Annotated in this window: 9 protein-coding genes; 7 read left to right on the top strand and 2 right to left on the bottom strand. The window is 43.1% G+C overall.

All coding sequences use genetic code 11. From position 1 onward, the window contains the following. The first annotated feature begins 138 nt into the window (after positions 1-138). Positions 139-3,018: an HD-GYP domain-containing protein gene (locus HUO09_RS06245; RefSeq protein WP_188233376.1), complete on the top strand. Its 2,880-nt coding sequence runs from the start codon at positions 139-141 to the stop codon at positions 3,016-3,018. 31 nt (positions 3,019-3,049) lie between these two features. On the opposite strand, the gene HUO09_RS06240 is transcribed toward HUO09_RS06245, so the two are convergent. Continuing rightward, positions 3,050-4,801: a sigma-54-dependent Fis family transcriptional regulator gene (locus HUO09_RS06240; RefSeq protein WP_188233375.1), complete on the bottom strand. Its 1,752-nt coding sequence runs from the start codon at positions 4,799-4,801 to the stop codon at positions 3,050-3,052. Between the two features lie 249 nt (positions 4,802-5,050). On the opposite strand from HUO09_RS06240, the gene HUO09_RS06235 reads away from it, so the two are divergent. From HUO09_RS06235 to HUO09_RS06220, 4 genes are all read left to right on the top strand, one after another. Beyond that, positions 5,051-6,571 (top strand): aldehyde dehydrogenase family protein, encoded by a 1,521-nt coding sequence (locus HUO09_RS06235; RefSeq protein WP_167411780.1) that lies wholly within the window; start codon positions 5,051-5,053, stop codon positions 6,569-6,571. Between the two features lie 275 nt (positions 6,572-6,846). Next, positions 6,847-8,040, top strand: coding sequence for a glycine C-acetyltransferase (locus HUO09_RS06230; RefSeq protein WP_188233374.1), 1,194 nt, complete (start codon positions 6,847-6,849; stop codon positions 8,038-8,040). A gap of 46 nt (positions 8,041-8,086) precedes the next feature. Beyond that, a complete protein-coding gene (tdh, locus tag HUO09_RS06225; protein WP_223159334.1) occupies positions 8,087-9,118 on the top strand; it encodes an L-threonine 3-dehydrogenase in 1,032 nt (343 codons plus the stop codon). Positions 9,119-9,510: 392 nt separating this feature from the next. Next, on the top strand, positions 9,511-11,064 hold the full coding sequence (locus tag HUO09_RS06220; RefSeq protein WP_188233373.1) for a diguanylate cyclase: 1,554 nt from the start codon (positions 9,511-9,513) through the stop codon (positions 11,062-11,064). Positions 11,065-11,168: 104 nt separating this feature from the next. Here the strand turns inward: HUO09_RS06220 and HUO09_RS06215 are convergent, their stop codons facing one another. Continuing rightward, entirely contained in the window at positions 11,169-11,456 is a 288-nt protein-coding gene (locus HUO09_RS06215; RefSeq protein WP_188233778.1) for a tyrosine-type recombinase/integrase, read from the bottom strand. Between the two features lie 313 nt (positions 11,457-11,769). On the opposite strand from HUO09_RS06215, the gene HUO09_RS06210 reads away from it, so the two are divergent. Together HUO09_RS06210 and HUO09_RS06205 are read left to right on the top strand one after the other, a co-directional pair. Beyond that, positions 11,770-12,054 carry a hypothetical protein gene (locus tag HUO09_RS06210; protein ID WP_167411775.1) on the top strand — a complete coding sequence of 95 codons (285 nt, stop codon included), beginning with the start codon at positions 11,770-11,772 and terminating at the stop codon, positions 12,052-12,054. 107 nt (positions 12,055-12,161) lie between these two features. Then, entirely contained in the window at positions 12,162-12,851 is a 690-nt protein-coding gene (locus HUO09_RS06205) for a hypothetical protein (RefSeq protein ID WP_188233372.1), read from the top strand. The last annotated feature ends 32 nt before the right edge of the window (positions 12,852-12,883 follow it).

Here is a 12,883-nt window from a genome sequence, read left to right as displayed (position 1 = left end):
TAGGCGTTCAATGATCGTACAAGTGCAGTCGTGATGCGAACTGTACCATAAGAACCAAAGGATCTGTTCGGCTAATTCCAACTTATGAGAAGTAGAAATCATCTATCTTTACAAAATGTTGTGCTAGGGAAAGCTGGAATGAAGAAAACTGAAAAACGGTGGTATTCGAGATTTGTAATGCCACTACACATCCATTTGTCTGTGATGTTTGTAACTGTGGTAGCGGGCTCGTGTCTACTGCAAATCTGGGCCTCTTCCAAAAGTATCGACAACATTATTTTTGAAGCTAACCAAACCCTGTTTGAACAGATAGCCACCACAACTAAAGGCGATTTCGAAAAAGTATTTCAGCCTGCAATGGATGCCATCAGTACCTTAGAGCTTACCGAATTAAATGATCAGACTCGTGAATATGACAGAATCCCTTATCTCACTATTTTGCAAAAGCTATTGCATACCCAGCCTGGTGTGAATGCTTATTTCATAGGGTATAGCAATGGGGATGTATTAGCTGCGTTTAAAAATACCCAGTCGAGTTGGATGACAGACATTCCAGTGCCTAAAAATGCGGAGTTGTTTGGTGTGATGTCTTCTTACGAAAAAGGTTATGCGACACTGTTCTTTTTTAGTGTTGACGGTAAAGTCATTGGTTCGCAGATTATCTCCAATAACGACTTAGATGCTCGAAAAGAAACGTGGTACCAAGCAGCGAAAAGCAATGAGATGAGCTTGGCGAGGCCAAAGTTCTTTAAAGTTCAACAGCAAATTGGCGTAACGGTGCAAAAACGATCCGAAACTGGAACCGTGATTGCGGCTGAGATACTGCTGTCCAGCGTTTCAAATGTGCTGGCAGGCAGTGCGGAAAGCCACCCTTCGACAAGATTGCTGTTTGAGAAAAATCAACGCTATATCTACGCCTTCAGTGAAGGTAGCAGCCACCGTCTGTCATTAAGTGAATTGGAGACTATTGACCAGTTACCTTTTCCAAATATCCGATCGTTTATTCTCGATGAAAGTAATGTCGCGCAAGGCTTAAAAACAGAAATGATTGATGGTGAGAAGTGGTTTGGCGAGGTGTTTCCTGTTGCGAACATTGGCGATAAGGACTTCTACTTACTATTTGCGATAAAAGAATCAGAACTGTTAGATAAAGCCGCTGCCATACGACATCATGCGATAGCAACCGCGTTCATTCTAGCGCTGCTTGTATTGCCTATTGTGTATATTATGGCGCAATTTATTAGCCGTCCTATTCGTTTGGCAACCCAAAATGCTCAAGACATCAGTCATTTTAAATTTGATGGTCCTAATTACAAACCTAGTCGAATCAAAGAGATTGTAAATCTTAGTAAAGCGTTAAAGGGGATGAATATTACCATCCGCAACTTCTTTGAACTGACCAGAACCATTTCAAAACAAAAAGACTCAGTAAAAATCCAATCGGTCATTAGTGAAGGCTTGGTAAAGGTCACTCAAGCCCAGAGTGCATTTTTGTCCATTTGGAATCCAAAGGAAGATCGTTTAGAGGCACATATCTATTGGGATGGAAAAACCAAAGACAAAAATGATGTCTCTCTTGCCTATTTAGACAGTAGCGAGAAGATTTGTGATATCTACTCGCAAGTCAATGGCGATGAGTATCTAATTTATGAAAACACTCCTGAGTTTGCGAAAAAACTTCGTCTACCAGAAGAGGTTTGGTGGATATTGGTGCCGCTGTATAACCGAGATGAAAAATGCATTGGTTGCGTAAACCTTGCTTATCTGAACGAACAAAAGCAATCGATATTGGACGAAACACTTCCATTGACCTTGGTATTAACTGGCTATACATCACTCGCTATTGAAACGAAAAAACACTTGAGAGAGCAAAAAGAGCTTTTGGAAGCTTTTATTCGTGTCATTGCGGGCGCTATCGATACTAAGTCTCCCTATACGGGGAACCATTGTCAGCGTGTACCTGTACTGACAGAACGTTTAGTCACGGCTGCGGCTGAATCGGATTTGCAGCCATTTAACGATTTTTCGCTCACAGCGGATGAACAGGAAGCGTTGCACATTGCCTCATGGCTGCATGACTGCGGAAAAGTGACAACTCCTGAGTATGTGGTCGATAAATCAACCAAATTGGAAACCATCTATAATCGCATTCATGAAATCAGAACCCGTTTTGAAGTGTTGAAAAGAGACGCTCAAATTGACGCTTATCAGTCGGCATTTGGCTCCTTACCCATAGAGCAGCAAGCACAAGTAGATGAGAAATGGCGTCAGTTGGATGAAGATTTCACGTTTATTGCACAAATGAATGAGGGTAATGAGTTTCTCAGTGAAGAGCATCAACAGCGCATTCACGCAATCGCGGGTAAAACTTGGCAACGTACCTTGGATTCAAGGTTGGGATTAGGGCAGGAAGAAGCGAAACGTTACCGTGATGATGCCAATGATCTACCCGTTACCGAATCACTTTTGGCGGATAAGCCGTCACATCGTATTCCTTGGGAATCGAGCAAAATTCGTGATGTGCGCTTCCAGTTGCAGCCTAAACAATACAAAAACGATCAGAGTGAGCTTTATAACCTCTGCATCCAGCGTGGAACGTTAAACGATGAAGAACGTTTCATTATCAATGACCATATCATCGAAACTATGATGATGCTGGAATCACTGCCGTTCCCAAGCACAATGAAAAACATTCCGCTCATTGCTGGTAGTCACCATGAAAAACTGGACGGTAAAGGGTATCCGCAAGGTATTGATCAAAGAGAAATCCCGCTGGCAGGCAAGGCGATGGCGATTGCGGATATCTTTGAAGCACTGACTAGTTCAGATCGACCATACAAAAAAGCTAAGACCTTGTCTGAGTCGCTCAATATTATGCATTGTATGGTCAAAGACAATCACATCGATGCCGATCTGTTTGCTTTGTTCCTTAACTCAGGTATTTACATGGAATACGCCAAACAGTTTTTACTGCCAGAGCAGATAGACCAAGTTAACGTGGCGGATTATCTGGCATAGCTTAATCGGGAACAACAATGTCTGACGCTACCTATTTCAAAATGCCGATGGCTTTTAGCTTGCGATAAAGGGTGTTACGACTGATGCCAAGCATCTTAGATGTTTGGCTGATGTTGCCCTGATTCGCCTGATACGCTTTTAGCAACTTATCTTCGACAGCGGTTTTTAGATCTACGGCATCATCATCAGATTCGGTATCAACAACGCGATTGAGCAAAGATTTGCTGATATGCCCCGGAACATGTTCCAGCCCCAATTCAGGTTCGTCACTGGCCAGTAGACAAGCCACTTTCATCATGTTGTCTAACTCACGAATATTGCCCGGCCAATGGTAGCTGGTGAGAAGTTCCATCAGATGGGGTGATAAAGACTGAGCACCGATACGATAGGTTTTATGAATGTTTTCAATCAGTGCCGCTTTGTCTTGTCGCTCGCGTAATGCGGGTAAATGCAAAATCAAACCATTGAGACGGTAATAGAGATCTTGGCGGAAAGTCCCTTCCTCAACCGCTTTCTCTAAGTCTTTATGGGTGGCAGCAATGATCTGAATGTCGACCGGATAACTTTGGTTTGAACCGACAGGAATAACGACTTTATCCTGTATCACATGCAACAAACGAGACTGCGCTTCTAATGGCATGTCTGCAATTTCATCCAAAAACAGAATGCCTTTATCGGCTTGTCGAATTTTTCCTTGGTAGCCTTTGCTGTTTGCGCCAGTAAAGGCACCAGCGACATAGCCAAACAGTTCAGATTCAATCAGGTCTTTTGGTAAAGCCCCACAGTTTACACTTACCAGCGCTTTGGTTTTTCGTGAATTTCGCTGGTGGAGCGCTTTTACAAATTCGCCTTTACCTACGCCAGTTTCACCCAGGATCATCAAGGTAATGTCTTTATCAATCAGCTTGTTGGCCTGCTGCCATGCTTGCTCTATGGTGGTGTCACCAAAATGCAGTTCGCAGGAAGCGGTATAAGAGTAGTGAGACTGTCTAGGTGTGCGGGTTAACGGATGTTTCTCAAACACAAACGGTTTTGGTCGCTGGTTAAACACTTCATCAATCGAGTGACCAACCACAGAGCTTTGCGCTAATAGCTGAGCGGCAATGTGGTTGTGTGCCAGAATTTTTCCACCTTCATCTGCAATAACAATACCCTGCCAGCCACTGTTTAGCAGTGAACGTTCGCAAGCAAGGTCTATTCGAGTCGAGCCTTGAGGGATTTCGCACAGTAGATGGTTTTCAATCAGCTGAACCATATTCTGTACTAGAACCTGTATTGATAAATCGTGTTTTTGTTGTTCGCTGGTGATGTCGAGGATCCCAAGCAGTTCACCTTGATGAGTGAAAATAGGACAAGAAGAACAACTGATAAAATGGTGCTGCCGAATGTAGTGCTGATTGCCGACAACCGTTACTGGGCGAGCTTCGACAATCGCTGTGCCTATCGCATTTGTCCCTTTGAGTTTCTCCTGCCAGCACGCACCGGATTCCAGCGCAATTTCAGTTAGGCGCTCTTTGAATCTAGGATGCCCCCACGTAGAGAGAATCACCCCTTCTTTATCGGTTAACACTAAATGACTGTCGCTGTGCCCACACATCTGATTGAAAAGTGGGACAGCATGTTTTTCTACCGCGGAAATTAATGATGTGGCTAACCATTTGCGTTCTTTGAGTTCATAACTCGGCAAACGAATGTGCTCAGGACGGCTTCTTTGAGTTAGCCCTGCTTCTTCACTTCGATGCCAAGATGTTGATAACCAATCTTTAACTGTTTGAATTTGCATAACTGTTCCATGTTGTGACAGTAGCAGTGTGTCATTTCGGGACACTGGAACAATGGGTGGCAGTACCCAAACCGCGTTTCCGTCGCCACTTAATACTTGCGATCATTTTGTCAATCATAGCTTTACAACTTATTAACAACAAGGCCGACAAGTTTGGCTTGTGATTTGCGTTAACACTATCAGCAAGTGTCAACATCAACACTGCACACCCTAACAATAACGTGAAAGTAAAGTAACAAGGACTGAACTATGATTTATGCGCAACCAGGAACTGAAAACGCGATTTTTAATTTTAAAAATCAATATGATAACTTTATCGGCGGCGAATGGGTAAAACCGGTTCGTGAAGTGTATTTTGCAAACACCTCACCGGTTAACGGCAAAGAATTTTGTCAGGTTCCGCGCTCCAGTGAAGAGGATATCAGCCTTGCATTGGATGCTGCACACAACATCCGTGCAACGTGGGCAAAAACCAGCGTGACCGAGCGTTCCAATATATTGCTGAAAATCGCAGATCGTATCGAAGAGAACATCGAAAAACTGGCTTATGTTGAATCGTGGGAGAACGGAAAACCGATTCGTGAAACCTTAGCGGCTGATATCCCTTTGATGGTTGATCATTTCCGTTATTTTGCTGGCTGTATTCGTGCTCAAGAGGGCAGTGCAGCTGAACTTGATGCAAATACCGCCGCTTACCATTTCCCTGAACCAATTGGCGTGGTGGGGCAAATCATTCCTTGGAACTTCCCAATGCTGATGGCAGCTTGGAAGATTGCACCGGCAATGGCGGCAGGGTGTTGTGTGGTTCTCAAACCCGCAGAACAAACGCCTACGTCAATCTTAGTGCTAATGGAAACCATTGGAGACTTGATTCCAGCGGGTGTTGTCAACGTGGTGAATGGTTTTGGTAATGAAGCGGGTCAGGCTTTGGCAACCAGCAACCGAATTGCTAAGTTGGCATTTACTGGTTCAACAGAAGTGGGTAACCATATTCTGAAATGTGCGGCAGACAACTTGATTCCGTCTACCGTTGAGCTTGGTGGTAAGTCACCAAACATCTACTTTGCTGATATTTTCGATCATGAAGATGCGTATTTAGAAAAATGTGTTGAAGGGACGTTATTGGGCTTCTTTAACCAAGGCGAAGTGTGTACTTGTCCTTCCCGCGTTCTGGTTCATGAATCTATCTATGACCGTTTCGTGGCGAAACTTTCTGAGCGTGCCAAAACTATTAAGCAGGGCGACCCGTTAGACACAGATACACAAGTGGGCGCGCAAGCTTCACAAGAGCAGTTCGACAAGATCTTAAGCTATTTGGAAATTGGTCGTCAGGAAGGAGCCCAAGTTGTTTTCGGTGGCGATGTGGCAAACCAGAATGGCGATATCAGCAACGGTTACTACATTCAGCCAACCATGCTGGCGGGCAACAACAAAATGCGAGTCTTCCAAGAAGAGATCTTCGGGCCAGTTATCGCAATCACAACCTTCAAAGATGAAGCTGAAGCGTTAGCTATCGCAAACGACACCGAATATGGCCTAGGTGCTGGTGTGTGGACTCGTGATTCCAACCTTGCATACCGTATGGGACGTAACATTGAAGCGGGTCGTGTATGGATTAACTGTTACCACGCTTATCCTGCGCACGCAGCGTTCGGTGGTTATAAAAAATCAGGCATTGGTCGTGAGACACATAAAATGATGCTTAACCATTACCAAAACACGAAGAACCTATTAGTGAGCTACGATATCAATCCATTAGGCTTCTTCTAAAAAATACAACAACGTCAGTTGGAGCGCCCTTCGGGGCGCTTTTTTATTGGGTATCCGTCAACGTGGGTTTAATAGCTTCTATTTGTGCCTCATTTTCACGAATGCTTTTCCGCAAAGTAGGATAATCGCTTTTCAACGAGTGGATTACACTTAGGGGATAAATTGTAGCGAGTAACGTTTGGGAAAACGTGCACATTTTGTCGCTACTGGCAGTGATTTTTACAGTGTAAATAGCCTACATATTTACGCTCCGAAAAACGAAGAAGGAAAATGCAATGTCGACTGCTTTTTACCAGCAAATTCGTGACCAGCTTGATGAAGTAAAAGCTGAAGGTCTCTATAAATCAGAACGTATTATTACCTCTCAGCAGAGCGCTTCTGTACACATTTCTAGTGGCGAAGATGTTTTAAACTTCTGCGCGAACAACTACCTTGGTCTTGCTAACCACCCTGCGCTGATTGAAGCTGCGAAAGAGGGTATGGACTCTCACGGTTTTGGTATGGCTTCAGTGCGCTTTATCTGTGGTACTCAAGATTCGCACAAAGCTTTGGAAGAGAAACTATCTACATTCCTAGGTAAAGAAGACACGATTCTTTACACCTCATGTTTCGATGCAAACGCAGGTCTGTTCGAAACTCTGCTTGATAAAGAAGATGCGATCATTTCTGACGCCCTGAACCACGCTTCTATCATTGACGGTGTTCGTCTATGTAAAGCGATGCGTTTCCGTTACTCGAACAACAACATGCAAGAGCTTGAAGAGCAGCTTATCGAAGCTGATAAAGCAGGTGCGCGTCATAAACTGATCGTTACAGACGGTGTGTTCTCAATGGATGGCGTAGTCGCTAACTTGCCAGCGATTTGTGACCTTGCAGATCAATACAATGCATTGGTGATGGTTGATGACTCTCACGCAGTCGGCTTTATGGGCGAAAACGGCCGTGGTACGCATGAATACCACAATGTTATCGACCGTATCGATATCATCACAGGTACGTTAGGCAAAGCAATGGGCGGTGCTTCAGGCGGTTACACTTCTGGTAAGAAAGAAGTGATTGACTGGTTACGTCAACGCTCTCGTCCGTACCTATTCTCGAACTCTGTTGCGCCTGCAATCGTTTCTGCATCGCTACGTGTTCTTGACCTACTTGCAGAAAGCGGTGAACTTCGTGATCGCCTATGGGACAACGCAGCACACTTCCGCGCTCGTATGACGGAAGCAGGCTTCACTATGGCTGGTGCTGATCACGCAATCATTCCAATTATGCTTGGTGATGCGAAAGTTGCGGCAGAGTTTGCTGAGCGTTCTCTGGCAAAAGGCATTTATGTTGTTGGTTTCTCGTTCCCTGTTGTACCAAAAGGCCAAGCGCGTATTCGTACACAGATGTCAGCAGCACATACTCGTGAGCAACTAGACAAAGCTATCGACGCGTTTATCGAAGTCGGTAAAGAGATGAACATCATCTAAGGATTATTGTTTCCTCCAATTTCGGAGGAATCATTTGGTGAGCATTATGAAAATTAAAGCACTAGCTAAGCTTAAGCCTGAAGAAGGCATTTGGATGACCGAGGTGGAAAAACCTGCGGTCGGCCACAACGATATTCTGATCAAAATTAAGAAAACTGCAATTTGTGGTACGGATGTCCATATCTACAATTGGGACGAGTGGTCGCAAAAAACCATTCCAGTACCAATGGTTGTCGGTCACGAATACGTGGGTGAAGTTGTTGCCATTGGTCAGGAAGTGCGTGGCTTTGAAATTGGAGATCGCGTATCAGGCGAAGGCCACATTACTTGTGGTCACTGTCGTAACTGTCGTGGCGGCCGTACTCACTTATGTCGTAACACCATTGGTGTGGGTGTAAACCGTACGGGTTCTTTCTCTGAATATCTTGCGATCCCAGCGTTTAACGCATTTAAGATTCCAGATGGTATTTCTGATGATTTAGCATCGATCTTCGACCCGTTTGGTAATGCAGTGCACACAGCATTGTCTTTTGACCTAGTCGGTGAAGATGTTCTGATCACAGGTGCCGGCCCAATCGGTATCATGGCTGCGGCAGTAGCAAAACACGTAGGCGCACGCCACGTGGTGATTACTGACGTAAACGAATACCGCTTAGATCTTGCTCGTAAGATGGGTGTGACTCGCGCAGTCAACGTTGCTGAACAGAAGTTAGAAGATGTCATGGCTGAACTGGGCATGACTGAAGGTTTCGACGTAGGTCTTGAAATGTCTGGTGTACCAAGTGCATTCAGCTCAATGCTAAACACCATGAACCACGGTGGCCGCATTGCTCTGCTAGGTATTCCACCATCAGATATGGCGATTGACTGGACCAAAGTGATTTTCAAAGGCTTGGTGATCAAAGGTATCTATGGCCGTGAAATGTTCGAAACTTGGTACAAGATGGCAAGCCTGATCCAATCTGGTCTAGATTTGTCACCAATCATCACTCACCACTACAAGGTTGATGATTTCCAAAAAGGCTTCGACGCTATGCGTAGCGGGGCTTCCGGTAAAGTTATCCTTGATTGGGAATAATCAAATATTGATTCTGAAGCGCTCCGGTTGGGGCGCTTTTTGTTTGTGTCTAGAAATCAAAAAATGGAAGAAATAGCCCCATTTAGCCCCAAAAAAGCCCCAGTTTAGCCCCAAATTAACATTCTCCTTCCTCTGAACGTTTCAAAAAGCCCCAAGAATGTCCTATGTAAGTAGCAACACTGGTTTGCATCTAAATGTAATACTTTGTTGATAAAAATGTGAATAAATCGATTATTAGCATTTGCTTTATTATTCAATCACATGATATATCCTATTTAAATTATTTAGTTATGTTATGTGTTTAAGCTCTGTTAGTACGATTGAATTGATAGGTTTTTACTTCGATTGTTAAATACATAGAACTCAACATAGATGGTATTTGTGGTGCTTTGATGATTGTTCATATTCCTACTATTTTCTTAATAATTATTGCAACCGCGGGTACGTTGACATTAGCTGTAGCCTCAGTTACTAGGGTAAAAGAACAGAAAGAACTATTGTTTTGGGCGATAGGTTTGGCGCTACACACTTTGGCTTATATTTTGCTTTTCTTGAGGGGACATCTATCGCCGTTTATTTATGTGCTCATGGCGAATGGGGTTCTTTCTGCTAGTTATTCTTCATTTTGTGCGGCAATCGGAGAATTTTTGCATCGGCGACTTTCCAAAGTTCTATTGGTTGGGCCGACTGTTGCTCTAGTCATTGTTTTTTACTTTCTAATGGATGATCTTAATGCACGAATTATCATTAGTGGCTTGATTTTTAGCTGCCATTGTTTTTTGGCTCTTACTATTTTATTGCGCTGTAAAGAAGCAATTGTTGGCCGTGGTAAATACCTGTTAACTGCTGGCCTTATGCTTACAATAGGCGTGCTATTGATACGTATAGTCAACGTTGCAATTAATCCAAATGCTGTTTCTGAGATGTTCAGTCAAACACCTATGCAGATAATGACTTTTATTGCTGCATTTTTGTCTTTGATTCTCATGTCGAATGGCTTTGTTCTGATGTCGAAGGAACGTGCTGATGAACATATTATGCAGATGGCAAGGACAGACCAATTAACAGGTGTTTGGAATAGATTTCGATTAGAAGAAGATGTGCCGCAGGAGATCGCAAGGTTAAAACGGTATGGTCAACCTGCATCTCTTATCGTCTTAGATTTGGACCATTTTAAACAAGTGAATGACCAATATGGGCATGTGGTTGGAGATTTGGTGCTTAAGGAATTCTGCTCTGTCGTTCAATCCTGTATACGAACAACAGATATACTGGCTCGCTGGGGCGGAGAGGAGTTTGTTATATTGTTACCAAACAGCGGATATATTAATGCTACACCTTTAGCTGAGCGGATCCGTGTCGCTGTGGAAAAGCATAAGTTTCCCTATAACCTCAAGCTTACTGTTAGTATTGGGCTGACTATTTGCCAACCTTCTGACTCTTGGGATTCATGGTTGAATCGTGCAGATCAGGCATTGTATCGCGCGAAATCTGAGGGTAGAAATCGTGTTCAAGTAGATAGTACTCCAACTCAATCAGATACCTCCAAAAGAAACATTGTCCAGTTGGTATGGCGACCCGCCTACGAATCGGGCAACAGTTTGATTGATATGCAGCACAGATCTCTGTTAGAACATTCGAACATTATATTGCAGTCTATTTTAGACAATAAAGAGATCTCAGAGATAGCTAAGTTAGTTGATTCCTTGATAATTGAGATTGAACAGCACTTTAAGGACGAAGAAGTGATATTTCAAAATGCAGGATATGTAGATTGCAGCGATCACATTACACTCCATGCAAGGTTGTTAGAGAGAGCCAGAAAATTGTCAGACCGTTTTATTAGTGGTCATGTTAGAGACAGTGAACTTCTTCATTTCATCATGTATGAAATGATTAGCCAGCACATCCTAACTGAGGATCGCAAGTACTTCCAAAAGTTGTAATCCTAAACACTAGCATAAGAATTCGAATTCTGAACCCTACATCAATCACTTAGGGGGGCTCAAACATGGCTATCTTAAATTCCGCCCAAAATTAAGTTACCAAATCACTTAGCTTTTTGTAGCCCTTCCCAAACCCTATCCGATTCTTTCTTATTCGATTCTTTCAACCATTTCCCATAAACCTTAGCCACCATCGTGATATCAGAGTGACCCATTTGTTGGGCTAGGTAGCTAACGTTTACATTCGCGTGGGTGATAGCCCAGCTTGCGTAGGTATGGCGCAGTTGATACTGGTTGCGGTGAGCGATGCCTGCCTTCTTACAAAGGTCTGCCCAAATACGAACTAAGGCACGTTTCCCGTAGTAGTCGTAATCACTGCTTTTGGGTTGAATACAAAACGCAGCATCTCTCTTCGGAAACTTTTCCTTGGTAACTCTACATCATACTCATTGGCTGGATATAAGTAGGTTAAATGACTCTGTGGGTTTTCATCACAAAACTTCAGATGGGTTGGAGGACGACGGTAGGGTTGATGAGAATAGAATCGTAAAAAACTATCTATGCGCCGCCATGGTTTGGGGCTGACTTCACAATTAATTCTATAGCCATGTCAGATATTTCCCAAATAGTCACCAACCGGTTTTTTCTACTGACTTGCTGATTTATTGTTCAATGATTGGGACGGTGACACTTATAGGTTCAGCTATGTCTGTATATTCAATTGGTTATGGAAAGCTATCAAACTTGGAAGCTAAAGCTTTCCTCGAAGGGGTAATGTATGGTTCAAAGGCAATTAGATTTAGTGAAGATTGCTGGTTTATAGAGAGTCCTCTTTCCCAAAATGAGGTGATAGATACTCTGGGCTATATCACTCAATCAGACGATCCCTCCTGCACGGTTACCGAATTATATTTTGGTGACTGGTTACAAAAGGAATATACGCCAGAAGTGATTACTTGGCTTACCAGCCCACGAAGAAATTGGTGGTAAGGGTGCAGAATAAGCAGCCTATTTGCATTTTTCAGGGTAATTGAAAATGTCATCCAGCAAATACAATGAATTCGCGTTCTCTAGCCTTGCTTAATTAAGGTGGTTATATGGAAAATGATATTCGCATGCTTATTGAGCGAAGGCTTACTATCAGTAATGTAAGGTTTTCTCATTTGTTCGATGGGGAAGTGTTTAATCATGAACTAATAAGAAAGATATTTCCCATGTTTACCGATGAGCATTTGCTTGTTGCTGGCAAATCGACGCCCACATTGCTGTTGGAAGCTAATGCTAGCGCCTGTTACAAACTCACTTCTTCAGAAGTTTATCAAGAGTTTATCTCGATTGATGAAAACGCGGAAAAATACAGAAAAGCCGATTCTGTATTGAGGCTCTTTAAAATGACTCGCGAAGACTGCTATATCTTTGCAAAAGAATTACTTCCATTTGAGACGCAGCTTCATAGCGGAATCGATCCTAGAAGTGAACCATTCTTAAAACAGCTTACAATCTCATACTTGCTCAATCTGTTCTTATATTTGTTGATTGAAAATGATCCTTTCATCGTTGTTACGTGGGAACCTTCTTCAACGATTGAAAACCAGTGGTTTGGCAAAACGATGCTTTTGGATTATGCCGCATCACAAGGTTTTCATGTGGGGGCAGATTGTGAATCTGGTGTATTTCAATGTCACACGAACGAAGTTAACCATCATCTCTTAAATCAATTGAGAAGCCCCTTACAAGTATCAATGCTTAAAAAGCTCTCCCGACGGTTGTTCGGGTACTTTGGTTGAGTTTTCATTAACTCAAAGCCATTTGGCTAAAT

The sequence above is a fragment of the Vibrio sp. Y2-5 genome (genome assembly GCF_014596725.1).
GTDB lineage: Bacteria > Pseudomonadota > Gammaproteobacteria > Enterobacterales > Vibrionaceae > Vibrio.
This window is presented reverse-complemented; position numbering and strand designations above follow the sequence as displayed.